20 protein-coding genes and 1 tRNA gene are annotated in these 23,982 nt (G+C 72.4%); 3 read left to right on the top strand and 18 right to left on the bottom strand.

The genetic code is table 11. The features are described from left to right. Positions 1 to 35: 35 nt before the first annotated feature. Genes pknB through Q4C85_RS03230 form a run of 7 tightly spaced genes read right to left on the bottom strand, consistent with a single transcriptional unit; the run spans position 36 to position 8,875 of the window. Positions 36 to 1,985, bottom strand: coding sequence for a Stk1 family PASTA domain-containing Ser/Thr kinase (gene pknB / locus Q4C85_RS03260; protein ID WP_303139501.1), 1,950 nt, complete (start codon positions 1,983 to 1,985; stop codon positions 36 to 38). Further along, the gene (locus Q4C85_RS03255) at positions 1,982 to 3,187 is read right to left on the bottom strand and encodes a serine/threonine-protein kinase (RefSeq protein WP_303139499.1); all 1,206 of its coding nucleotides are present in this window, start codon (positions 3,185 to 3,187) and stop codon (positions 1,982 to 1,984) included. Before Q4C85_RS03255 ends, pknB begins: the two co-directional genes overlap by 4 nt. Beyond that, complete coding sequence (locus tag Q4C85_RS03250; protein ID WP_303139497.1) at positions 3,184 to 4,677, bottom strand: penicillin-binding protein 2; 1,494 nt, start codon at positions 4,675 to 4,677, stop codon at positions 3,184 to 3,186. Before Q4C85_RS03250 ends, Q4C85_RS03255 begins: the two co-directional genes overlap by 4 nt. Then, complete coding sequence (locus Q4C85_RS03245; RefSeq protein ID WP_303139495.1) at positions 4,674 to 6,326, bottom strand: FtsW/RodA/SpoVE family cell cycle protein; 1,653 nt, start codon at positions 6,324 to 6,326, stop codon at positions 4,674 to 4,676. Before Q4C85_RS03245 ends, Q4C85_RS03250 begins: the two co-directional genes overlap by 4 nt. 10 nt (positions 6,327 to 6,336) lie before the next feature. Further along, entirely contained in the window at positions 6,337 to 7,710 is a 1,374-nt protein-coding gene (locus Q4C85_RS03240) for a PP2C family serine/threonine-protein phosphatase (protein ID WP_303139493.1), read from the bottom strand. Beyond that, positions 7,707 to 8,171, bottom strand: a complete 465-nt coding sequence (locus Q4C85_RS03235) for an FHA domain-containing protein (RefSeq protein ID WP_303139491.1) — start codon at positions 8,169 to 8,171, stop codon at positions 7,707 to 7,709. Before Q4C85_RS03235 ends, Q4C85_RS03240 begins: the two co-directional genes overlap by 4 nt. Next, on the bottom strand, positions 8,168 to 8,875 hold the full coding sequence (locus Q4C85_RS03230) for a DUF3662 and FHA domain-containing protein (RefSeq protein ID WP_303139488.1): 708 nt from the start codon (positions 8,873 to 8,875) through the stop codon (positions 8,168 to 8,170). Before Q4C85_RS03230 ends, Q4C85_RS03235 begins: the two co-directional genes overlap by 4 nt. Positions 8,876 to 9,169: 294 nt before the next feature. On the opposite strand from Q4C85_RS03230, the gene Q4C85_RS03225 reads away from it, so the two are divergent. Continuing rightward, positions 9,170 to 9,253, top strand: a tRNA-Leu gene (locus tag Q4C85_RS03225). Between the two features lie 233 nt (positions 9,254 to 9,486). On the opposite strand, the gene Q4C85_RS03220 is transcribed toward Q4C85_RS03225, so the two are convergent. The 8 genes from Q4C85_RS03220 to Q4C85_RS03185 form a co-directional block, all read right to left on the bottom strand. Continuing rightward, positions 9,487 to 10,023, bottom strand: coding sequence for a VanZ family protein (locus Q4C85_RS03220; RefSeq protein WP_303139486.1), 537 nt, complete (start codon positions 10,021 to 10,023; stop codon positions 9,487 to 9,489). Further along, positions 10,020 to 10,613 (bottom strand): phosphoribosyltransferase, encoded by a 594-nt coding sequence (locus Q4C85_RS03215; protein ID WP_303139484.1) that lies wholly within the window; start codon positions 10,611 to 10,613, stop codon positions 10,020 to 10,022. Before Q4C85_RS03215 ends, Q4C85_RS03220 begins: the two co-directional genes overlap by 4 nt. Beyond that, the gene (locus tag Q4C85_RS03210) at positions 10,610 to 12,145 is read right to left on the bottom strand and encodes an MFS transporter (RefSeq protein ID WP_303139482.1); all 1,536 of its coding nucleotides are present in this window, start codon (positions 12,143 to 12,145) and stop codon (positions 10,610 to 10,612) included. The genes Q4C85_RS03215 and Q4C85_RS03210 overlap by 4 nt, the downstream gene beginning before the upstream one ends. Positions 12,146 to 12,186: 41 nt before the next feature. Then, entirely contained in the window at positions 12,187 to 12,978 is a 792-nt protein-coding gene (gene mtnN / locus Q4C85_RS03205; RefSeq protein WP_303139480.1) for a 5'-methylthioadenosine/S-adenosylhomocysteine nucleosidase, read from the bottom strand. Positions 12,979 to 13,871: 893 nt separating this feature from the next. Beyond that, a complete protein-coding gene (locus tag Q4C85_RS03200) occupies positions 13,872 to 14,756 on the bottom strand; it encodes a carbohydrate ABC transporter permease (protein ID WP_303139478.1) in 885 nt (294 codons plus the stop codon). Beyond that, positions 14,753 to 15,862, bottom strand: a complete 1,110-nt coding sequence (locus Q4C85_RS03195; protein WP_303139475.1) for a carbohydrate ABC transporter permease — start codon at positions 15,860 to 15,862, stop codon at positions 14,753 to 14,755. The genes Q4C85_RS03200 and Q4C85_RS03195 overlap by 4 nt, the downstream gene beginning before the upstream one ends. Further along, the gene (locus Q4C85_RS03190) at positions 15,859 to 17,097 is read right to left on the bottom strand and encodes an extracellular solute-binding protein (RefSeq protein WP_303139473.1); all 1,239 of its coding nucleotides are present in this window, start codon (positions 17,095 to 17,097) and stop codon (positions 15,859 to 15,861) included. The genes Q4C85_RS03195 and Q4C85_RS03190 overlap by 4 nt, the downstream gene beginning before the upstream one ends. A gap of 61 nt (positions 17,098 to 17,158) precedes the next feature. Further along, positions 17,159 to 19,054 carry a glycogen debranching N-terminal domain-containing protein gene (locus tag Q4C85_RS03185; RefSeq protein WP_303139471.1) on the bottom strand — a complete coding sequence of 632 codons (1,896 nt, stop codon included), beginning with the start codon at positions 19,052 to 19,054 and terminating at the stop codon, positions 17,159 to 17,161. A gap of 194 nt (positions 19,055 to 19,248) precedes the next feature. On the opposite strand from Q4C85_RS03185, the gene Q4C85_RS03180 reads away from it, so the two are divergent. Next, a complete protein-coding gene (locus Q4C85_RS03180; RefSeq protein ID WP_303139470.1) occupies positions 19,249 to 20,298 on the top strand; it encodes a LacI family DNA-binding transcriptional regulator in 1,050 nt (349 codons plus the stop codon). Positions 20,299 to 20,484: 186 nt separating this feature from the next. Then, positions 20,485 to 20,790, top strand: a complete 306-nt coding sequence (locus tag Q4C85_RS03175) for an MTH1187 family thiamine-binding protein (RefSeq protein WP_303139468.1) — start codon at positions 20,485 to 20,487, stop codon at positions 20,788 to 20,790. Positions 20,791 to 21,017: 227 nt separating this feature from the next. On the opposite strand, the gene Q4C85_RS03170 is transcribed toward Q4C85_RS03175, so the two are convergent. From Q4C85_RS03170 to Q4C85_RS03160, 3 genes are all read right to left on the bottom strand, one after another. Beyond that, positions 21,018 to 21,680: a DUF4276 family protein gene (locus Q4C85_RS03170; RefSeq protein WP_303139466.1), complete on the bottom strand. Its 663-nt coding sequence runs from the start codon at positions 21,678 to 21,680 to the stop codon at positions 21,018 to 21,020. Further along, positions 21,677 to 22,825, bottom strand: a complete 1,149-nt coding sequence (locus tag Q4C85_RS03165) for an AAA family ATPase (RefSeq protein ID WP_303139463.1) — start codon at positions 22,823 to 22,825, stop codon at positions 21,677 to 21,679. Before Q4C85_RS03165 ends, Q4C85_RS03170 begins: the two co-directional genes overlap by 4 nt. 194 nt (positions 22,826 to 23,019) lie before the next feature. Then, positions 23,020 to 23,895: an alpha/beta hydrolase gene (locus tag Q4C85_RS03160; RefSeq protein WP_303139461.1), complete on the bottom strand. Its 876-nt coding sequence runs from the start codon at positions 23,893 to 23,895 to the stop codon at positions 23,020 to 23,022. Positions 23,896 to 23,982: the final 87 nt, after the last annotated feature.

Genomic DNA, 23,982 nt, shown 5'->3' with positions numbered 1-23,982 from the left:
AGCCGTCGCGCCCTCCCGCCGCCCCGTCTCCCCGTCTACTGGGCGACATTCAGCGTGATCGTCTCGCCGGGCGAGGCCTGAGTCGGCGAGACCGACACGACGGTGCCGGGGTCCTTGTCACTGTCCTGGACTGGCACCACTGAGACCTTGAACCCGGCCGCCTCCAGCTCCGCCGTGGCCTCCTCCACCGAGTCGCCGACAACACCGGAGACGGAGGTCGTGGTCGCCGTCGGGGTCGGGGTGGCCGCCTGGTAGGTGCCCACGACGATCGTCACGGAATCGCCCTGGGACACCGAGGCCCCGGCGGAGGGATCGGTAGAGATGACCCGCCCGTCCTGGGACTGGTCGGTCGTCGTCTGGCGCTCGGTGTTGACGTTGAGGCCCAGGGCGTTGAGCTCGGCCTTCGCCTCGTCCTCGGTCATGCCGACGATGGTGTCCGGGATCGAGGCCTGTCCGGTGGACAGGACGAGGGAGACCGTCGAGCCGCGCTGCACCGAGGTGCCCGACACCGGGTCGGTGCGGATGACGTGGTCCTTGGTCACCGTCGTCGAGTCCTCGGTCGTCGCGCTGCCCAGCGTCAGCCCGGCCGCCTCGATCGCCTCCTTGGCGTCGGCCTGGCTCATGCCCGACACGTCGGGGACCGAGACCATGGCCGAGCCCGAGGAGAAGTGCACGGTGACCTCGGTGCCCAGGAGCGCCGAGGTGCCCTCGCCGGGCTCAGAGGACACGGCCAGGCCGGAGCTGACGGTGTCGGAGGCGACGTCCTCCCCGCGCACGAAGACCAGGCCGGCGGACTCGATGGCGGCCCGTGCCTCCGCCTCGGTCATCCCCGACACGGAGGGCACGGCGGCGGCGGTCACCGTCTGTGTCGGCGTCGGCTCGGGGTCGGAGCCACCCAGGCTGCCCGAGGCCAGGAGTCCCAGGAGGATGCCCAGGCCGATGAGCATGAGCAGGATGAGGGCCCACACCCACCAGCGGCGCCGCTTGGCGGGCTCGGCCTCCTCGGCCCCCGCCGAGGTCGAGCCCGGCGGGGCCGGGGCGGGGGTGGCGGCCGGGGTCGGCGTCGTCGCGCTGGGCAGGACCGAGGTCGACTGCCAGGCCTCGAGGGCGGGCGCCGAGACCGACATGCCCTGGGCGGCGGCGGCCAGCTCGGCGCGCATGTGGGCGGCGTCCTGATAGCGGTCGTCGCGGTTCTTGGCCAGCGCCTTGAGCACGACCCGGTCGACGGACTCGGGGATGTCGGCGGCCAGGGAGGAGGGGGGCTTGGGGATCTCCCGCACGTGCTGGTAGGCGATCGCCACCGCCGAGTCACCGGAGAAGGGCGGCTTGCCGGTGAGCAGCTCGTAGAGGAGGCAGCCGGTGGAGTACAGGTCGGAGCGGGCATCGACGACCTCCCCGCGCGCCTGCTCGGGCGACAGGTACTGGGCGGTGCCGACCACCGCATGGGTCTGGGTGACGGTGGCCGCCGAGTCCTCCACGGCACGGGCGATGCCGAAGTCCATGACCTTGACCACCCCGGTGGAGGTGAGCATGATGTTTCCGGGCTTGATGTCCCGGTGGATGATGCCCGAGCGGTGGGAGAACTCGAGGGCGTCGAGGACCCCGGCGGTGATCTCGACGGCCTCGGGGATCGGCACCGCGTCCCCCTCGCCGAGCAGCTCGCGCACCGTGTGCCCCTCGACGTACTCCATGACGATGAAGGGGACGACCTTGACCGATCCGTCGGGCTGGGCCAGCTGCTCCTCGCCCGAGTCGTAGACCGCCACGATCGAGGGGTGGTTGAGGGCGGCGGCCGACTGCGCCTCCCGGCGGAAGCGGGCCTGGAAGGTGGGGTCACCCGCGATGTCGGAGCGCAGCAGCTTGATGGCGATGATCCGGGACAGGCGGGTGTCGTAGCCGAGGTGGACCTCGGCCATGCCGCCGCGACCGATGAGGTCCCGGATCTCGTAACGACCAGCGAGGACCTGAGGTGACTGGGTGGTCACGGTGCCTCCTTCCTGTGGGTGTCGGCCGCGACTATGGGGGGCTCGGTCGCGCTCGGTTGCGCTGACGCAAGGGTACCTACGCCGACGATGAGGACGATGACGGCGATGACCGCCGCGGCCAGGACGAGGAGCCGGCGTCCGCCCGGCCCGGCCAGGGGCGCCTGTCCCGGGTCGCGCCTGTGGCGCCGGGAGCCGGCCTCCCCGTCGGCACGGGCGGCGGGCAGCTGGCGCGTCCAGGGGCGGGGCTTGCCCTGGGTGCCCTGCCGACGCCGCCTCTCGCGTGGCGGGGCGGCGGGGTCGACGACCTCGGCCAGGGTGGGGCTGGCGTGGCGGCCGGTGGCCGCCCAGGTCGGGGCCTGGTCGGGGTCCCAGGAGTCCGCGGGCAGGTTGACCACGATCCGGTCGAGGCGCCGGGCGAGCTCGCGCGCCGAGCGGGGGCGGTCGGCCGGACGCTTGGCCAGCAGGTCCATGACGACCTCCCGCACCTCCGGGGGCACCGTGTCGGGCAGGGGCGGGACGGTCTCGTTGACGTGGGCGAAGGCGATATCGACCTGGGTCGACCCGGTGAAGGGCCGGTGCCCCACAAGTGCCTCGTAGGCGATGATGCCCAGGGCGTAGAGGTCCCCCGCGCCCGTGGCCACGTTGCCCATGGCCTGCTCGGGGGCCAGGTACTGGGCGGTGCCCATGACCATGCCGGAGGCGGTCATCGGGCGCTGGTTGGCGCCGGTCGAGATGCCGAAGTCGGTCAGCTTGGCCAGGCCCTCCCGGTTGATGAGGATGTTGGAGGGCTTGACGTCGCGGTGGACGACGCCGGAGTCGTGGACCACCTGGAGGGCGCGGGCGACCTGGGCCAGGGTGGGCAGGATCTCGGCGGGCTTCATCGTGCCCTTGTCCTCCAGGATGTCGGACAGCGCCCGGCCCTGGACGAGCTCCATGATGATCCAGCCCGACCCCTCCTTCTCCCCGGAGTCCAGGACGACGGCAAGGTTGGGGTGGCGCAGTCCGCGGGAGTTGACCGCCTCGGCGCGCAGGCGCGACAGGAAGATCTCGTCGCCAGCCAGCTCGGGGCGCAGGATCTTGGCGGCCACGGCGCGGCCCGAGCGCAGGTCGGTGGCCCGCCAGACCTCGCCCATGCCGCCCAGGGCGATGCGCTCGACAAGCCGGTAGCGGTGCTGCAGGTCGAGGCCGACCTCTGGTTTCACTGGTCCACCGCCGCGTCGATGACGCTCGCTGCGATCGGCCCGGCCTCGGAGCCGCCCGTGCCGGTGGAGGCGGTCTGCTCGCCCCCGTCCAGGACGACCGCCAGGGCGATCGAGGGCTTGGAGATGTCGGTGCCGGCGAAACCGATGAACCAGGTGACCGGGCCGCCCTCGTCGGAGCCGGTCTCGGAGGTGCCCGTCTTGCCGGCCACGGTGACGCCGGCGACCTGCGCCGTCGTGCCCGTGCCCTCGGCCACCGCCTGCTGCATGAGCTGGGACAGGGTGTCGGCGGTCGAGGAGTCGATGGGGGTGCGCAGCACCGAGGGAGAGGTCGTGGCCACGACATTGAGGTCGGAGTCCAGGGTCTGGGCCACGAGGTAGGGCTGCATCTGGTCGCCGCCGTTGGCGATGGTCGAGGCGACCATCGCCATCATGAGCGGCGTCGAGCGCACAGAGGCCTGGCCGATGCCCGCCATGGCGGTCTCGGCCGCCGAGGAGTTCGACGGGTAGACCGAGGGGGTCACCCGCAGGGGGATCGACAGGTCGGTGTCGAAGCCCCAGGCGGAGGCCTCCTCGCTCAGGCGCGCGTCACCGACGTCGATGGCCAGCTGGGCGAAGGGCGTGTTGCAGGACTCGGCGAAGGCGTAGGACAGGGTCACCGTGCCCGAGCCGCAGGTCTCGCCGGCATAGTTGGACAGGGCGTGGTTGGTGCCCGGCAGCGTCAGGGTGTCGGGCGCCGCGAGCTGGGTGTCGGGCGTGACCATGCCCGCGCGCATGGCCGCGGCCACGGTCAGGACCTTGAAGGTCGAGCCCGGAGGGTACAGGTCGCCGCCGATCGCCCGGTTGATGAGGGGCTTGCCGGCGTCGGCGTCATAGGTCTGCCAGGCCTGGCTGGCCGCGGCCGAGTCGTGGGAGGCCAGGAGGTTGGGGTCGAAGGACGGTGAGGAGACCATGGCCAGAACCGCACCGGTCGAGGGGTCGAGGGCCACGACCGCACCGCGCCGCCCTCCCAGGGCGTTCCAGGCGGCCTGCTGGACATCGGGGTCGATCGTCAGCTCGACGGCGCCGCCCTGCTGGGTCGAGCCGGTCACGAGCGCCTTGACGCGGCTGGAGAACAGGGACGGGTCGTCGCCGCTGAGCACGGAGTTCTCCGCCAGCTCCAGTCCGGTCATCGATGCCGAGGAGGTCGAGAAGTAACCGGTCAGGGGGGCGTAGAGCTCCCCGCCCGGGTAGGTGCGCTGGAAGGCGTAGGCGTCCTCGATCGGCACCGAGTCGGCGACAGCGGTGTCCCCCACCATGATCTGTCCGCGGTCCGAGCCGAACTCGGCGAAGACCGTGCGGGCGTTGCGCGGGTCGGAGGTGAGCGTGCCGTACTCCGAGGAGGACTGCCACAGCGCCGGACGGGCCAGGCCCTGCACCGAGGTGACCGACGCCGACAGGGCGAGGATCATGATGACGACCAGGACCGTGACCTGGTGGATCTGCCGGTTCATGCGCGGCCCTCCTCGGGTCTGACGGGCGCGACCGGCGCCCTCGAAGGCTCGACCGGGACCACGGGCGGGGTGGGTGGCGGTGCCGGCGCCGGCGTCCCGCCGGGGGCGCCGGCCCGGGCGGGTGAGGCGCCCGGGGTGGGCGGCGCGGCTTGGATGGGTGAGGCGCCCGGGGTGGGCGGGGGCGGCGGCGGATCCTCCCCGGCCTCGTCGGGGGTGGTCGCGTCCTGGACGTGGCGACGCAGCGCGACGGGCAGCTCGGCGGTGTCGATGATGCGCGGCGCCGTCGACGCCGGTCGCCTGGCGGCGTCGGAGAGCCGGATGAGCAGGGCCAGGATCATCCAGTTGGCCAGGAGCGAGGATCCGCCGTAGGCCAGGAACGGCGTGGTCAGACCCGTCAGCGGGATGAGCCGGGTGACCCCCCCGACGACGACGAAGACCTGGAGGGCGATGGTGAAGGACAGCCCCACCGCGAGAAGCTTGCCGAAGCCGTCGCGCAGCGTCATGGCGGTGCGCAGCCCTCGCTGGACGAGGATGAGGTAGAGCATGAGGATCGCCAGGGACCCCGTCAGGCCCAGTTCCTCGCCCAGGGAAGAGAAGATGAAGTCGGAGTTGGCGAAGGGCACGAGGTTGGGGTAGCCCTCCCCCCAGCCCGAGCCGAGCAGGCCTCCCGAGGCCATGCCGAACAGCGCGGTGACCAGCTGGAAGGAGCTGCCGTACTCGGCGTTGTAGACCGAGCTGTCCATGGCGTCGAGCCAGCCGGTGATGCGCTGCTGGACATGGGACAGGTGGGTCGCGGCGAGCCAGGCGGCCGGCAGGAAGAGCATGCCGCCCAGGACCAGCCAGCTGATCCGGTCGGTGGCCACGTACAGGGTGACGACGAACAGCCCGAAGAGCAGCACTGAGGAGCCCAGGTCGCGCTGGAGGACGAGCACGAGAATGCTCACGACCCACACGATGATCAGCGGGCCCAGGTGACGGGCGCGCGGCAGGTTCATCCACAGGACGCGCTTGCCGGCCAGGGCGAGGTTGTCGCGGTTGGACACGAGGAAAGAGGCGAAGAAGATCGCCAGGAGCACCTTGGTGAACTCCGCGGGCTGCAGGCTCATCGGACCCAGCCGGACCCAGATGCGCGCCCCGTTGACCGTCCTGCCCACGAAGGGCAGAAAGGGCAGGACGAGGAACACCAGCCCGCTCCACATCGCCCACCGGTCCCAGCGGCGCAGCAGGCGATGGTCGCGCAGCAGCAGCACGAGGCAGAACAGGAGCACGCCCAGGCCGGTCCACAGGGCCTGCTTGGGGCCGTAGTCAGAGGTCCGCCCCAGGATCTTGTAGGACATGTCGAGGCGGTAGATCATCGCCAGGCCGATGCCGTTGAGGGTGACCGCCACCGGCAGGAGCACGGGGTCGGCCCAGGGGGCGGTGCGCCGCACCCACAGGTGGACGACGACGGCCACGACCACGAGTGCCCCGCCGAGCTGGAGCACCTGGGCCGGGGAGGATCCGGTGCGGTTGAGGGCCGTCAGGACGAAACCGCCCAGCCCGAGCAGGAGGGCGATGATGAGCAGGCCGGCCTCGGCCCAGCGCCCGGAGCTGCGGGCGGGCGTGGGTCGGAAGGAGGTCGCCGAGGGCGCGCTGTGGGTGGTGCTCACGGCGCCGCCGTCACTGGCTCGGCGAGGCCGGGGCGCTCGCCGGGTCGGTCGGGGAGGTGGTGCGCGCCGGGCTCGGTGTGGGGGTCGGCTCGGCGTAGGACACGACGGTGCGGTCGACGTACTCCCGGGCCGCCTCGAGGGAGGGCTGGCTGACAGTGGCGGCCAGGCGCGTGCGCATGCGCTCGTCGAGGTCCTCGACGGCGGGCTCGTCGTAGGTCTCGACCAGGTTGCCCAGGCTGATCGGCCCCACCTGCTGGGGGATGCCGCGGAAGATGGCGATCTTGCCCTCCGAGACCGTGACGTAGTACTGCGTCTGGGTCCAGTGGTAGCCCAGGAAGCCCGCGCCGACGACGGCCACGATGAGGATGATCACCGAGGCCAGGGACCGCCGGCGCATGCGCCGACGACGCTCGGCCTGGAGGCGGGCCTCGGCGGCCACCGCCTCCTCCTCGTCGGTGCTCAGGGGCGTCCCGTTCTCGTCGAGGGCGGCCACGAGCGCCGCCGCCTTGGCGGCCGGGGTCGTGGCGGTCTGGCCAGCAAGGGCCTCGACCGGGGAGTCGGGCGAGCCCGCCGACTCCCCGGAGGCCGCCCGGGTCAGACGGTTGCGGCGGTTGGCTGCCGAGCCCACGATCTGGGCGTCGGTCTGGGGCTGGGCGTCGTCGTCGACGACATCGAAGACGACGGCGGTCACGTTGTCCGGGCCCCCGGCGCGCAGGGCCAGGTCGACCAGCTGGTCCCCGGCCAGGCCGGGGTCATCGACCCCGGCGAGGACCTCGCCGATGGTCTCGGCCGACACCGGCCCGCTCAGGCCGTCGGAGCACAGCAGCCAGCGGTCACCGGGGACGGCCTCGCGGATGGACTCGTCGAGCTGGACCTCGCCCTCGGCGTCGCCCAGGACCCGCAGGAGCACGGAGCGCTGGGGGTGGCGGCGCGCCTGCTCACGGGTGAGGCGGCCGGTCTCGACGAGGTACTCGACGAAGGTGTGGTCGGTGGTGACCTGGGTGAGCTCGCCGTCGCGCAGGAGATAGGCGCGCGAGTCCCCGACATGGACCATGGCGAGCTTGTTGCCGCTGCGCATGACCGCGATGCAGGTGGTCCCCAGCCCTGCGAGGTCGGGGTCCTGGGCCGAGAGGCTGACCAGGGAGGTGTGGGCCTCCTGGACGGCGTCCCGCAGGAGGCCGAGCAGCTCGCCGGCCTGGTGGGAGTCGGCGTCCAGGGGCATGAGGTGCTCCACCGCGACCGCCGAGGCGATGTCCCCGCCGGCGGGCCCGCCCATGCCGTCGCACAGGACCATGAGGTGCGGTCCGGCGTAGCCGGAGTCCTGGTTGGAGGCGCGCACCATGCCCACGTCACTGCGGGCGGCGTAGCGGAGGGAGGTCGTCATGGGCGCAGCTCCAGGGTGGTCTGGCCGATCTTGACCGGCACGCCGATCGGCAGCTCGACGGCCCCGTGGACGGGGCGTCCGGCCAGGATCGTGCCGTTGGTCGACTCGAGGTCCTCCAGCCACCACGTGCCGTCCTTGGGGAAGACGCGGGCGTGTCTCGAGGAGGCGTAGGAGTCGTTGAGGACCAGCGTGCAGTTCTGGTCACGGCCGATCATCAGGGACGTGGGGGTCAGTGGCACCATGGAGCCGGCCAGGGGCCCCTCGGTGATGACGAGGCGGGTGGCTCCCCGGCGGCGGCCGGACGAGGAGGAGCCGGGGTCGCGGGTGGAGCGCCGTCGCGGGGAGGAGGGCGCCGAGGTGTCGGCCATGTCGGTGCGCAGCGCCCGGACGACGAACAGGACGAAGACCCACAGCAAGACGAGGAAGCCCAGCCGTGCCAGGGTGAAGGCGAGCTGGCTCACCCGTTCGCCCCGGTGCCCTGCGAGCCGTCCCAGAACATGATCTTGGTCCGGCCGATCGTCAGTGTGTTGCCGTCCAGGAGGGTGGCCGCGTCGACCCGGTGGCCCTCGACGAAGGTGCCGTTGGTCGAGCCCATGTCCGAGGCGATCGTGTGCCCCTGTGTGAGGCGGATCTCCAGGTGGCGCCGGGAGACGCCGGAGTCGTCGACGATGATGTCGGCGTCCGAGCCGCGCCCGATGACGGTGACCGGGCCGGTAAGTAGGTAGCGCTGGCCGTCGATGTCGAGAATGGGGTGGGAGGGCGTGGCCGCCGCGGCCGCCGCCGGCGCGGCCGCGCCCCGGCGCGTCGAGGAGTCGATCTCGATGGCCGGAGCGGTCAGGGCCGGGTCGGCGATGAAGGAGACCTCGATGGGTCCGACGAAGGAGTAGCCCTGCTCCGCGGCGTGCACGGAGGCGACCTCCTCCATCTGGCGGACCATCTCGTCCTTGCCCCACGCCTCGACCCGTGCGACGTCGGAGGGGGCGAGGTGGATCCTGAAGACGTTGGGGACCACTGAGCGGTCGCGGGCGAAGGAGGCCGCCCGCTTGTCCATCGTCTCCCGCAGCTTCGAGGCGATCTCGATGGGCTCGACGTCGTCCGAGAAGCGGGTCATGGCGCGGTTGGTGACGGACTCGACGCCCTTCTCGAACCTGTCCAGGATGCCCATGGACTTCCTCCCCCGTGTGTCGGGCGGTCCCCGGGGACCGCGGCGGCTGCGTGTTCCGGGAGGTTACCCGGAGCAGCCTGGTGGTGCCACGCCCGGGACCGGAGCTCAGGGCGGACGGCCCGAAGCGGGTACCAGGGGTGGCCACGTCCATCGTAACGGCACGGCAGGCCGATCGGGCCCTCAGGCGTGCCGATCGTGTGGATCGCTACCCGAGGTGAGCGGTCTCACGGATCTGGTGGCGGAGATCGATTGGACGAGGGGGTGTGCGGAGGGCTATCGTCATCCTCGCTTCTCGCGCGAGTGGCGGAATTGGTAGACGCGCACGGTTCAGGTCCGTGTGATCTTACGATCATGGGGGTTCGAGTCCCCCCCCGCGCACGGAACAAGCAGCCGTACACACGGCCACGCACGGCACAGGCCCGGACATGCTCAGCAGGTCCGGGCCTGATTCGTGTCTCCGGCCTGCCTCCGGCCTGCCTCCGGGCGGGGCGCCGGTCAAGTCCCGTGCCGTGTCATGTCTGTGTCATGTCTGTGCCGCGTGCCCGGGTGGGCCGGTGCCCCTGGCCTGGGGCGCGGCCGGGAGCCGGACCCGCCCGGGGGCAGGTGGGGGCTCAGTGGCCCGCGCCCGCCCCGGTGCGGCGCGCCGACCACGGCCGGCGCAGGAGGACCAGTGCGGCCAGCGCCCCGGCCCAGGCGCCCACCGCGTTCTGGACGACGTTGTCCAGCGAGGGGCGACGGTCCAGCGGGGCCAGGAGCTGGGCGAGTTCGGCGCAGCAGCCCAGGGCGCAGCCCGCCAGCGCCCACGCCCACCAGGGCACGCGCTGCCAGCCGATGGTGGCCAGGAAGGTCGGGGGCGCGAGCATGACGAGGTTGAGGACGACGTCCTTGTCCTGCTCCGACAGGAACCAGGGGCCCAGGCCGTCCTTGAGGCCGGCGATCTGGGAGCCCGACGGCCAGGTGACGGCGAGGAGCACGAGGACCAGACAGGTCACCGCCCCCAGGCGGGCGGCGCGCCTGGGGGCGGGGGTGCCGCCCGGCGGCCGGTCCACCGGCCGGCCTGACGGCGACCCTGACGAGCCCGACGGGCGGCGCCCGGTCTGGATGAGGCCGGGGCCCTGGGTGCCGGGGCGGGCGTCGGCACCGGTCATGCCGGGGTGTGGGCGGGGCGGTCGGCGGCCAGGAGCTCAGGGGTGATGACGGGCAGAACCGACCAGGGGAAGTTGATCCACTTGTCGGTCACCCTCCAGTAGTAGTCGGGCTCGACGATCGAGCGGGGCTTGCGGTAGATGACCGCCGAGCGGGCGTCGACCTGCACCGTGCGCCCACCCAGCTCGAGGCCCTGGTGGCCGAGCAGCTCCATGACCATCTTGAGGGTCTTGCCCGAGTCGGCCACGTCGTCGACGACAAGGACCCGCTTGCCCGGCAGGCCCGAGGCATCCATGAGCGGGGGCAGGATGACCGGCTCGTCGAGGGTCTGGCCGATATCGGTGTAGAACTCGACGTTCATGGCGCCCATGGCCTTGACGCCGATGGCGTAGCCGATGGCACCGGCGGGGATGAGGCCGCCGCGGGCGATGGCGATGATGAGGTCGGGGAACCAGCCGGAGGCGACGATCTGGGCCGACAGCTCGCGCTCGGCGGTGCCGAACAGCTCCCAGGTGAGGATCTCGCGGTCGGGGGCGACGGTGGAGGAGGCGCCGTCGTCGAAGGGCGTGGTCGTGCGCTGTGCGTCAGTCACCCTCCCGATCGTACCGGCCCGCGTCCCGCAGGCGGTGGGGCGGCCCGGCGCGCCACGAGCATGTCGACCACGGCGACGAGCAGGGCCGCGACGACGGTGAGCATGATCGCCAGGAAGCTGAGCTGGAAGGCGCGGTCCCAGCCCGAGCGCGCCGAGACGGTGAAGGCGATGGAGCTGATCGCCGTCACGCCGATCGATGTGCCGATGCGCTGGCCGGTCTGGACGACTCCTCCGGCCGTGCCCGCGTAGCGCAGCGGCACCTCGACGAGGGTGAGGGTCTGGTTGGGTGAGACGATGAGGCCCTGACCGAGGCCCAGGAGGCTGAGCGTGCCCATCATCCACCAGTGGCTCAGCCCGGCCGTGGCGTTGAGGTGGACGATGAGCATCGTGGCGGCCAGGCCCGACAGCGACACGAGCAGGCCGACGACGACCATGGCACGCCCCACGCGCAGGACGTGGCGTCCCACGAGCGGGGCGACGACGGCGCTGGTCAGGGCGGCCAGGATCCCGATGGAGCCCGAGGCCATGGCCGACACGCCCAGGCCTGCCTGCAGGTACTGGGCGATGATGAGCCACACCGCCGCCGAGCCCAGGAAGTACAGGGCGATGATGAGGCAGCCGTTGGCGAAGGAGCGGTGGGCGAACAGGGCCAGGTCGACCATCGGCGCACGCCCGCGCCGCTTGTACACGGCCTCCCACACCGCCCAGGCGGCGAGGGTCAGACCCGCGGCGGGCAGCATGAGCCAGCGTCTCGAGGAGGTGCCGGTCGTCACGAAGGGCGCCATGACGAGCAGGGTCGAGCCGGCCAGGAGGACTATGCCCACCGGGTCGAGGTCGACCCCGGCCCACCGGCGGTGCGGGCGCTCGCGGCCCGGGTCGGCGGGACGGTCCGCTCCGGTGCGGCCGGCCGTGCCGTGCCAGGCGGACTCGGGCAGGATGCGGCGGGCGGCACACACGACCACCAGTGTGATGGGGACATTGACGAGGAAGGATGCCCTCCACCCCCACGAGGGGCCCAGGAGGGTGACGAAGGCACCGGCCATGACCGGTCCCACGGCCACCGACACCCCGATGATGCCGCCGAAGATGCCGAAGGCGCGGCCGCGGGTGTTGCCGGTGAAGTACTGCTGGATGGTCCCAGAGACCTGCGGGTTGAGCAATCCCGAGCCGACCCCCATGAGCACGCGGGCCGCATTGACCCCCGCGATCGTCGGGGCCAGGCCCGAGCCCAGCGATCCCAGCCCGAACAGGATGAGACCGGCGACGAACAGGTGCCCGCGCCCGAAGACGTCCCCCGCCCGACCGGCGGCCACGAGCAGGACGCCGAAGACGAGGGCGTAGCCGGACACGACCCACTGGATCGCCGAGGTCGAGGCGGCCAGGTCCTCGCGCAGCACGGGCAGGATGACGTTGACTGACGACACTGCGAGCAGCGAGGCGAAGGCGGGGATGAGCAGGAGCGAGAGGATGTGCTTCTGCTCGTCGGTCATCGTCGCCTCCGAGCCGGCGCCGGACGGGATCGATGGTGGCATACGTGCGACACTACGCCCCCGGCTCCCCCGGCTCCCCCGGCTCAGGAGGCGGCCAGGAGCGCCAGGACCACGGCAGCCGACCGGGCGGCGGCCTCGGCGGCACCGATGTGGAAGTCCTGGCCCGCCTCGGGGCCGCACAGGTCGGAGACCCCGCGGACCGCGATGAAGGGGATCCCGGCGGCCGCGCAGACCTGGGCCAGCGCCGTGGACTCCATGTCCGTGCTCAGCGCGGCCGGGAAGCGCTCGCGGGTGTCGGCGACGTTGGCGGCGGTGACGAAGGAGTTGCCGGCGAGCATGAGGCCGGTGTGGAGGCGGGCCCGTGCCGAGGAGGGCGTCGCGGCCTGCAGCGCCCCGGCCCCCAGGCGCGAGAGGCGCTCAAGCGCAGCGGCATCGGCCTCGAAGCGCTCGGGCTGCCCCGGCGTCTGCCCCAGGGCGTAACCGAAGGCCGTCGCGTCGGCGTCGGTCAGGGCCAGGGTCGTCGAGGCGCACACGTCCCCGACCGCCACTTGCCGGCCCAGCCCCCCGGTGGTCCCCGCCGAGACGACGAGCCCGGGGCGCACACGGGCCAGGACCGTCGCCAGCGCGCTGGCCGCCGCCACCAGTCCGATGCCCGTGCGCACGAGGATCAGCTCGCGCGGGGCCGCCGTCACGGAGGTGCCTGAGACTGTGGCCGGGTCCGGCAGCCCGAGCGACCAGGCCTCGGCGCCGCCGGCAAGGGCGGGTGGATTCTGCCGCCGAGCCGGGGGAAGCGCCTCGAGGAAGGGCCGGGCCTCCTCATCCATTGCCACGCTGACCAGGGCTGCGACGGAACGTGCGTCGGTGTGCGGGCTCATGGGGTGAGCCTAGATGAGGAGATCCAAGGGCTCGGGTGGGAGGCACGGGCTGGGCGCACAGGTCCGGGACCGGTGCTTGAGCCCGGGCCCGCTCCGTCGCCGAGATCGGGACATATGACACCCCGAGATCGGGACATATGGCACCTCGAGTTCGGTGCATCGAGCCGTTCGCACCAGGCGCTCGGCCGCCGGGTTCGTACCTTGCGTCGTCGGACCGTACCTTCGCCGGGACGTTCCCCGCCGGGTTCGTACCTTTTGCCTCCAGACCGGAGGTTGATCGTGCGACCTGGAGGCACAAGGTACGAACGCGAGGTCCCACACGCCGGTCCTCGACTGGGGCGCAGTGGAGCCCCGCCTACGACACGCCCGCCTTCCCGCACCACTCCAACGATCCATGCCCTGCAACCTTCACACCCTGGTGAGACTGGCTCAATGGCACTGAGATGTTTGATTCCAAGGGTCGACGGCGTGGGTCCGGGGCTGGGTCGGTCAAAGCGGGGATCTGCGGTGATTCCGGGGGTGTCGGCCCCGGACTCACCCACCGAGCCCCGGAATGACTCACCCAGCCCCGGACTCACTGACCGAGCCCCGGAGTCACCCACCAACGACGACGAGGTCCCGCGCGACATGCCGCCAGGCCCACCGCCGTCTCACCGGCCGGCCCCGTCGGCGCCTCCACCAGCCGCTCACCGACCGCACACAACCGCCGACCCCCTTTGGAATCAGTCATCTGGGAAGCTCCTGCGCCCCGACGTGTCATATCTACCGATCTCGAGGTGCCATATGTCCCGATCTCGGCGAGGGGGTGTTCCCGGGGGCGGTGACGTGAGTCGGGGGATCGTGTCGCTGGCCCCGCCTCGGCCCGGCCCCGGCCCGTTGGAGCGCCCCGGGGCCTACTCCTTGACCGACCCGGAGGTCGAGTCCATGATCCGGCGCTGGAAGACGAAGAACAGCAGGGCCACCGGGATCGTCATGATGAGCGCCGCGCCCAGCTTGAGCGGGTACTGGTTGCCCTGGCCGAGGCTGCCGGCGCTCAGTTGGGCGACCCCCTTGGTGAGGGTGACGAGCTCGGGGGAGCGGGAGGCGACGATGAAGTGGCTCAGCTCGTTCCACGAGCCCTGGAAGGACAGGATCGTGATCGTCACGATGCTCGGCACACTCATTGGCAGGACGATGGAGACGAAGATCCGCCAGGTGCCCGCGCCGTCGACTCGAGCCTGCTCCTCGATGCTGGTCGGCACGGACTCGAAGAAGCCCTTCATGATGAAGATTCCCGCCGCGTCGCACAGCAGCGGCACGATGAGGCCCGCCCAGGAGTCGTACATCCCCAGCTGGTTGATGACGAGGAACTTGGGGATGAGCAGGACCACCCCGGGCACGGCCATGATCGCCACGAGCAGGGCGTAGACGAGGCCGCGGCCCCGGAAGGGGATGCGCGCCAGGGCGTAGCCGGCCATCGAGTCGAACAGGACCCTGCCGAGGGTCACGACGACGGTGACGAGGACCGAGTTGCGCATCCACAGGGGGAAGTCCGATGCCCCGAAGAGCGTCGTGTAGGCCGCCGTCGACCAGGTCTGCGGGATGAGCCCGAGCGGGTCGGCCGTGGCCTCGGCCTCGGTCTTGAAGGAGGTGGCGACGTTGATGAGGAAGGGCAGGACGTAGCCCAGCGCGAGAACGACGAGAACGACGTGGAGGGCGATCGTGCCGGGGCGGGGCCGGCGGCGCCGCCCTCCCGGCGCCCCGCCACGGCGGGGCGAGGGGGTGGTCGTGGCGCTCACCGGGCCACCCCCACACGGGCCGGGGTGCGGCGGCGGCCCGCACGGCGCGAGGCGTCGCGGTCGCGCAGGACCCAGCGCTGGAGCAGGGTCATCAGGACGATGATCCCGAACAGGACGAAGGCGATGGCCGAGCCCCGCCCCCAGTCCTGCTTGAGGAAGGCGGCGTCATAGGACAGGTAGGCGGGTGTCAGCGTCGTCTTGCCCGGGTCGCCCTGCGTGCCGGTGTAGATCTGGTCGAAGACCTGCCAGCAGCCCACGAGGCCCAGGGTGATGACGGTGAACAGCGTCGGCTTGAGCTGGGGGACGGTCACCCGCCAGAACCGGGTCCATGTCCCCGCCCCGTCGATCATGGCGGCCTCGTCGACCGACGGGTTGAGGGACTGCAGCGCCGACAGGAAGATGAGCATGAAGGTCCCCGAGGTCGTGAAGACCGCCATGACGATGAAGGCGGTCATCGCGAAGGACGGGCCGGACAGCCACTCCCAGGCGCTGACGCCCAGCAGCTCGGCGGTCAGGGTGTCCGAGCCGTCGATCCCCACCAGACCCAGCAGGCTCGCCACGATGCCGCGCGGGTCGTTGAACCAGTTCGGGCCGTGGATCCCGATGATCGACAGCAGCGTGTTGACGGCGCCCGAGGCGCTGAAGAGGAACAGCCACAGCACGGTGATCGCCACCGAGCTCGTGACGGAGGGGAAGTAGAAGGCGGTGCGGAAGACCCCGCGGGCGATGACCCGCTGGTTGACCAGGACTGCCAGCGTCAGCGCCAGGAGGGTCTGCAACGGCACGACGAGCAGGACGTACCACAGGTTGTTGCGCAGGGCGATGCCGAGGTCGCGCTCGGCCAGACCCCCGCCGACGAGGTCGGTGTAGTTGCTGGCCCCCACGAATCCCACCTCCCCCGACAGGGGGGAGCCGACCCCGCTCCAGTCCGACACGCTCACCCACAGGGCCATGAGCACCGGCAGGAGCATGAAGACCGTCAGGACGACGACCGCCGGGGACACGAAGAGCCAGCCGGTGACCCCCGTGCCCCTGCGGCCCGCGCCCCTGCTACCTGGGCCGCGCGCGGCCCACGCGCCGGCGGAGCGGGGTCGGCGAGTGCTCACGCGATCACGGCCTCGAGATTGACCTGGACGGAGTCCAGGATCGCCTGGGGGTCGGAGGTGGCCAGCGAGGCGAGCTGGGAGTTGAAGTCCGCCACGACGTCGGAGGCGCCGTTGGCGGTCGGCACGTTGATGGCGTACTCGGCCCCGGCCAGGAAGGCGGCCATGTCCGGGTTGTCGGTCCCCCACTGATCGGCCGCCGACTGGATCGAGGGCATGACGCCGAAGGTCTGGGCGAAGGCCAGCTGCTGGTCGGTGCTCGTGAGGAACTCGACGAGCGCGATGGCGTCCTCCTTGCGCGAGGAGGCCTCGGCGATGCCGTAGGCGTTGGTGAACTGCATCGTGCCCTGGCCGGACGGACCTGCCGGGAGCTCGACGACGGTGTAGGGCACGTCGGGGTAGTCGGCCTTCATGGCCCCCACGAGCCAGTTACCCTCGATGGTCATGGCCGCCAGGCCCGAGCCGAAGGCCTCCCCGCCCCACCCGGTGCCCAGGTCGGCCGCGAAGCGGAGGGTCCCGGCCTCCAGGAGCTTCTTGACCTCGGCCAGGCCCGCCACCGATCCCTCGGAGTTCGCCGTGGCCTGTGTGCCCTCGGCGTTGGTCAGGCCGCCGCCGGCCTGGGCCATGAACGCCCCGACCCGGGCGTACTCCCCCGAGCAGGTCAGGCCCACGACCTCCCCGGAGGTCAGGCTCTGGGCCACCGACTCCAGGCCGGCCCAGTCGGCGGGGTAGTCGGCCTCGGTCAGGCCCGCGGCGGCCCACAGGTCGGTGTTGATGAACAGGGCGAGGGTTGAGAAGTCCTTGGGGGCGCCGTACAGGGTGCCGCCGTAGGTGAGGTTGGCGACGAGCGAGGGGTAGAAGTCGTCCTTGTTGGCCAGCTGGTCCCCGTAGGCGTACAGGCTTCCGTTCTCGGCGTAGGAGGCCAGGAAGTCGGGGGCGAGGTAGAAGACGTCGGCGGGCTTGCCCGCGGCGAAGCCCTGGGCGAGCTCCTGGTTGAGGTCGGTGGCGAGCTGGACGGAGACCTCGATGCCCGTCTCCTGGGTGAAGGCGGCGACCGCGTCCTTGACGGCCGTGGTCTCGGCCTCGCCCGAGGAGCCGATGAGCAGGGTCAGACCGGAGGAGGCCGAGCCCGAGGAGGAGGACTCCGAGTCGAAGCCCGACCCGCTGCAGGCGGCCAGGCCGGCCGCGACGGCGGCGGTGAGGGCGGAGGCGCCGAAGGCGCGACGCGAGATGGTCATGGTTGTCTCCTTGTGGGTGCCGAGGGGCGTGAGGTGGTGGTGGCCGGGGGAGGTGGCGGGCTCAGACCGCGCGGGCGACGACGGCGCTGGCCGCTGCGGCCCAGGCCTGGGGGCGGCACGAGGCCGGGTAGGGGACCGGGGCGCCGTCGTCGGCCGACGCGCCGGAGAAGAGCTCGGGCATCCGGTACCCGAAGGCGGGCGCGGCGGCGAGCAGGCCGCGGGCCAGCGTGCCGGCCTGGTCGGTCAGGCCCTCGCGCAGAAGCCCGTCGATGGCGATGGCCGTGTCGTGGGTCCACACGCTCCCGCCGTGGTAGCTGAGCGGCCAGTAGCCGCCCATCGTCGTGGCCAGGGTCCGCAGGCCGTAGCCCGAGAACAGCTCGGGGCTGACGAGGAGCTCGGCCACCCGCCGGGCGCGCTGGGCGTCGATGATCCCCGTGCCCAGGAGGTGCCCGATGTTGCTCGTCAAGGAGTCGACCTGCCGCTTGTCGGCGTCCAGGGCGATGACCGGGTGGCCGGTTGCGGCATCGCCGCACCAGAACGCATCGGTGAAGCGCTCCTTGAGCCCCGCGGCCCAGGCCTCCAGGGCCGCGGCGCGCTCGGTGTCGGCCCGCCCCTGGCCGAGTGCGCGCAGCAGGCGGGCGCCGGCCAGGGCGGCGGCGTAGCCGTAGCCCTGGACCTCGACCAGGGCGATCGGGCCGCGGGCCAGTGAGCCGTCGGCGTGCTGGATGGAGTCTCCGGAGTCCTTCCACCCCTGGTTGGCCAGGCCGTGCCCGGTCGTGTCGATGTACTCGATGAAGCCGTCGGAGTCGGAGTCGGCGTGCTCGGTCAGCCAGGTCAGCGCCGCCCGCAGCGCCGGCAGGAGGTCGTGCACGACCTCCGGGGGCAGGCCCGCGCGGTGGGCGTCGTCGAGGGTGAGGACCCACAGGGCGGTGGCGTCGATGGTGCCGTAGTACAGCGGCGGCAGCACGACGGTGCCGTCGACGTCGTTGGTGGCCCGGCGCAGCTCGTGCATGATCTTGCCGGGCTGCTCGGCGCACTCCGGGTCGTGCCGCCGGCCCTGGAGGTCGGCCAGGGTGCGCAGGGTGCCCTCGGCCAGGGCCAGGGACCACGGGTCGCCCTCGTGCAGGAGCATGCGGGCGGTCCACAGGCAGTCGCGGCCGAACAGGGTGAGGAACCACGGCGCGCCGGCCGCGGCGAAGGGCCGGTCGGGGCTCGGTCGGCGGGCGAGCAGGAGGTGGTCGAGGTCGTCGAGGGCCGTCGCGCTCCAGGCGGCGGCCGCGGGGTCGGCCGGCGTGGGCCGCACCCGCTGCGGCAGGCCGGCGGCCGCCTGGACGACCGCGTCCTCGTCGGTGCCCGTCAGGGTCCAGGTCGCGGTGAAGGGGCGGCCCGCCTCGGCGGTCACCTGCCAGCTCAGGCGCAGGACGGTCCCCTCGGCGTTCAGGCGCGCCCCCGGGGCGCTGACGAGCGCCCGGGCGGCGCCGCGCTCGACCCGGGCCCCGTCCTCCTCGACGATCCAGGCCAGGTCCTCCACGGAGCGTCCGGCCTTGACCGTGTCCATGCCCGACAGGTCCGAGGCCAGCTCGACGGTCAGCACGGTGTGAACGGGAGCCGGCCAGGCGGCCTGCACGATGAGGGTCTCGGTGAGTACGGCCCCCTCGGCGCTCGCGGTCACCTCGCGCTCGGTCGTCAGGGTCGTGCGGGGGTCGGCACCGTCGCGGTCGAGGTCCCGGGCGACGGCCAGGTGGCGGCAGGAGGAGGCCGTTAGCCCCGTGGTGGCCAGGTGCTCGATCCCCGAGCCGGACAGGGTGCAGGTCCGGTGGCGCAGGAGCCGGATGTCGGAGTGGTAGACGCCTTCGACGGCGTGGGAGCCCAGGGAGCCGTCTGCATTGGAGAGGACCTGCGCCGGGGCGCTGACGAGGACGACCTGCTCGTGGAGGAGGGGTTGGAGGTGACGCACGGCGGGCTCTCCTGGCATCGACGGTGATGGGCGGGACGGGGACGACTCGAGGGATACCGTACCTCGCATGGTTTTAACGATCAAACACAGATTGTGAGCGACTTTGATCGATATACTCTGGTGCCGTTCCGCGCGGTGGCCTACCCTGGTGCCGGCCGCCGCCGGGGCGGCAGTCCAGACAGGCCGGAGGCGCCATGACCCCCAGGGCGGTCACCATCCAGGACGTCGCGCGCCGTGCGGGCGTGTCGACCCAGACCGTCTCCAACGTCCTCAACCGCCCCGAGCGGGTCCGACCCGCGACCGCCCGCCGGGTCCGTCGCGCCGTCGACGAGCTGGGCTACCGCGCCCACGCCTCGGCCCGGCGCCTGCGCACCCGGCGCTCGGACACCATCGCCCTGCGCCTGGCCCCGCTGCCGGGCGGGATCTCAGGGACGATCCTCGACGTCTTCCTTCACGAGGTCACCGTCCGCGCGGCCGAGGTCGGGCTCGGCATCGTCCTCTACACCGCCCATGACCCCGCCTCCGAGGTCGACCGCCTGCGCGAGCTCGTCGCCTCCGGCGACGTCGACGGGGTCATCCTCACCGGGACGCACCCCGACGACCCCCGGCCGGCCTGGCTGCTCGAGCAGGACCTGCCCTGTGTCACCTTCGGGCGGCCCTGGGGCGCTGAGGACGTGGCGGTCCACCCCTGGGTCGACGTCGACGGCGCCGCCGGCACGGCGGCGGCCGCCGAGCACCTCATCGCCTCGGGCTCGCGGCGTCTCGGCTTCCTGGGCTGGCCGGACTCCGCCGGGCAGGGCGCCTCGCGGCTGGAGGGGTGGCGCCAGACGGTCCTGGCCCACGGTCTGGCCGACGACGAGGAGATCGCCACGCAGGTGGGCACCTGCCCCGACGGGGTCGAGGAGGCCATGCGGGCGACCACCGCCCTGCTCGCCCGGCACCGCGACATCGACGGCATCGTCTGTGCCTCAGACTCCCTGGCCCTGGGAGCCTTCCTCGTCGTCGGCGCCCAGGTCCCCGTCGTCGGCTTCGACAACACGGCCGTGGCGCGTGCCGTCGGCCTGTCGAGCATCGACCAGCGCATCGACCTCGTGGCCCGCGATGTCCTGGACCTGCTCGTTGTCGACGGCCGAGTCTCCCGCTCCGGCCCGGGTCGCCCGGCCGGCGCCGGGGAGCACCGGATCATCACCCCCGAGCTGCGCCTGCGCCGCGCCGTCGTCCAGGACCCCGAGCGCGGGGGCTGAGGCCCACTGCACCTCCCAGCCGCGGAATGGTGCGGTTGTGTCAACCGGCTCGAGGTGGCTCGCGGTCGATGCGGACACCGGTGGGCCCCGGGCGATGCGCGCCGGCACACCGACGGCCCGCTCCACCGGTCCAAGCCGGCCCAGCCCGTGCCCCGCCCCTGGGAATCACTCATCTAGGGTGGGGTCATGCTCGTTGCCTTCTCCGTGTCCCCCACGACCACCGACTCCCCGGACGGATCGGTCAGCCAGGCAGTGGCCCGCGCCGTGCGTGTGTGCCGCGAGTCGGGGCTGCCCTGCGAGACCACCTCGATGTTCACCACCCTTGAGGGCGAGTGGGACGAGTGCATGGCCGTGGTCAAGCGCGCCTGTGAGGCGGTGGCCGAGGTCAGCCCGCGAGTGGCCCTCGTCCTCAAGGCCGACATCCGCCCGGGGTGGACCGGCCAGATGGCAGCGAAGGTCGAGCGCGTCGAGGAGCGGCTGCGCGAGGGCTGAGGCGCCGGGGCCGGCCGCGGTCGCCACGCGTGCGGATCGGCCGCCGAGCAGGGGGCGCCGCGGGAAGGGAGCCCGCTCCGGGCCCTAGTCACACCGGCTCGTAGCACCCCGAGAGCCGGCCGCCCGCCGTCCCGCCAGATGAGGGGGCCTACGCCCCGGTCCGTCTGCGGGTGGCCGCCTGAGGGGTTGGGCCCCTCGAGGTCGCGGGCGAGGGCCGTCCGGCCTCCTCAGGCCCGGTGACCGGCCGGGGCCGCCGCTGGGTCGAGGAGCCCGCGCCACCAGGCGGCGAAGGTCGGGCAGCCCTCAAGAACCGGCTCCAGACCCGCTTCGGCGATGAGCAGGGGGCCGGTGACGGTCTTGGAGTAGTCGGGGTCGGCGCGTGCCAGCCGCCTGGAGGGGATGCGTTCGGCTCCCGTGTTGACCTTCTCCGCACCGCCGGCTTGACGCACCTGCCGCCGCAGCCTGCTGAGGGCCGCCGGGGGCAGGATCCCGTCCCCGGCACCGGCGGCGATGGCCGCCAGGACGAGTGCCTCGATCTCGTGGGGCATGACCAGGGGGTGGAAACGGGGGTCGGGGTACCGGTCGGACAGTGCGGCGACGAGCTGGAGGCGGCGGGCCTCCCCCGACAGCTCGCCGGTGCCGCCCGGCGCGCCCGGCGGGTAGCCGTAGTAGTCGACGACGAGGCCCACGCCGCTCCAGTGCGGCTGGTCCAGGAAGGTGCGCAGCATGAGGTCGTAGTGCTTCCAGTGCCCGCCGCCGCGGTGGGTCGCCGAGGTCCGCACAATGATCGGGCGGAGGTGGATGTCCTGGAGCCAGGCGACCGGTGCCAGCACCTCGTCGACGACGGCCTCCTCCGTCTGCCCCTCGACAAGGACGACCACCTGCCTCATCGCCGTGCCTCCTGCCGCGAGGGACGTCCGCCCAAGAGGTTCATCTCCCAGACCTCCCCGACCGAGAATTCCTCAAGAAAGCCGGCGAGCCGCTCGGCGTCGGGGCGGTTGACCGTGGTGGCACCGTCGACCCGGTCCAGGACGGCGATCTCATCGAGGTGGAAGTGCGACAGCAGCGGCACCGACTGGGTGGCGAGGATGACCCTGTGCCGGTCGCGCCCGGCGTCGTGGACCATCTCGGCGAGCAGCGCGATAGCCGCCGGGTGCAGACCGAGCTCGGGCTCGTCCAGGATGATGGTGGCCGGCCGGTCCGGTCCCAGCAGGAGCGTCGCCAGGCACAGGAAACGCAGGGTGCCGTCGCTGGCCTCGCGAGCCATGAAGGTGCGGTCGAGCCCGCGCTGGCGCCAGCGCAGCCGCACGCGCTCCCCCGGGGAGGGCACGAGGACGAAGTCGTCGAAGAAGGGTGTGACATGGCGGACCGCGGTGACGATGCGACGGTAGTGGAGGGGGTGGTCCTCCCGGAGCCGCAGCAGGTAGGCGGCGATGTTCTCGGCGTCCGAGCGCAGGGCGATGTCGTCGCCCACGGTCGACCAGCCCTTGACCGGGGCGGTGGGTCCGACGTCGTCGAAGTGGTAGACCCGGCACCCCGCCAGGAGCGGGGTGATGTGGCCGGCGAAGGCGACCTCCTTGGGATCGGCGGATACCTCGGCGACACGGCGTGCCCGGCTCGAGCGTCCCGTCCCCAGGCGTCGGTCGTAGGGCCGCTCGTAGACGCGGCGGTCGTGGAACAGCATCGACTCGGTCAGGACAGCGGCGTCGTCGTCCGTGGGACGCAGCTCGACCCGGTAGCCGTTGACACAGTCCTCGGCGTCCGGGCTCGAGTGGATCTCGATGAGCGCCTCCGGGGCCGGTCCCGTCTCCCCCTCGAACAGCAGGCCGGACATCCCCCCGCGGGCTGCGACGTGCTCCTGGAAGGAGTCGTCCCAGATGCGGGAGATGAGCTCCAGGGCTCCCACGAGGTTCGACTTGCCCGAGCCGTTGGCACCGATGAGCACGGTGACACCGGTGGTCAGCTCCAGGTCGATCTCCCGGATAGAGCGGTAGCCCCGGACCACGAGCCGGCCGAGGGCCTCGTGCGTGTTCATGACACCGAGGTTAGTGGCTCGAGCATCGTCCGTGGTCGCGCATGCCCTCGTGTCCGGGGTTCCCCAGGACCGGGTCGGACCGTGGGCGCGTGGTGCTCACCGGTTGAGGGAGACCGTGTCCTCGGGTGCCAGGATCAGAACCGGCGTGTCATATGTACCGATCTCGGGGTGTCATTTCTACCGATCTCGGGGTGTCATGAGTCCCGATCTCGGGGGAGGTGGGCGAGCCAGGGGTCGGTCACGGCGTGGAAGCGCTCGGGGAAGGTCCGGCGCACGCAGTGCGGCGCGCCGACGAGCACCGCGGTGGAGATCCACGGGTTGGCCCGCGCGGTGAGGTTGGTGAGGTTGTCCCCCCGCAGCACCACTCGGTCGGTGCCGGTGACGATGAGCGTGGGAACGGCCAGGGAGTCGACGACCTCCTGCCATGGCGTGGGCGGGCTCACGCAGCCCAGGGCGAGGAAGCGCAGGTCGACCCGGCAGGAGGCCTCAACGCTCGCCCTGACCTCGGTGGGCGGCCACGTGGGGTGCGCGGCCCGCTCCTGGGTGATGCGCGCCTCGGGGTCGGCTGCGATCTCACGCATCTCGCGCACCTGTCTGACCGCGTCCAGCGCCAGCAGCCGCCGCCAGGCGGGGGTGACGAAGGCCGGGTCCTCCGCCACGACGCCGTCGACGAGGTCGGGGCGGTGTGCAGCCACGTCGAGGCTCGTCACCCCACCCATCGAGTGCCCGACCGCTACGAGGGGCGCTCGCAGCGGGCCCTCGCCGCGGAGCCCGTGGGCGCGCAGGTCCACCAGCGCAGCGGTGAGGTCGGCGGCGAGGCGGGCGCCCGCTGTCTCCTGGTTGACCAGGTCCCCCTCGTCCCACCGGGGCGAGTCGCCGTGTCCGCGGGCGTCGAGGGCGACGATCCGGTAGCCCGAGGCGGTCCAGCGACCCACGGCGTCGGCCCAGCAGGCGGCCGAGTCGGTGATGCCGTGGGACAGGACGAGGACGGGGGCGTCCTCGTCCTCGAGGCGACCGGCCAGGTGCCGGGCCAGTGGCTGCCGGGACTCCGCGGGATCAGTGCTCGTCACAGGCAGGAGCCTACGGCGATGATCCGACTGGGCGCGCAGGCGCCTCCTGCGGGGCCGCCGCACCCGGGGCCGACAGGAGCCGGCGGG

It is taken from the genome of Actinomyces sp. (assembly GCF_030524025.1).
Classification (GTDB): Bacteria; Actinomycetota; Actinomycetes; order Actinomycetales; family Actinomycetaceae; genus Actinomyces.
The sequence above is the reverse complement of the archived record's forward strand: the minus strand, read 5'-3'. Positions and strand labels throughout refer to the sequence as shown.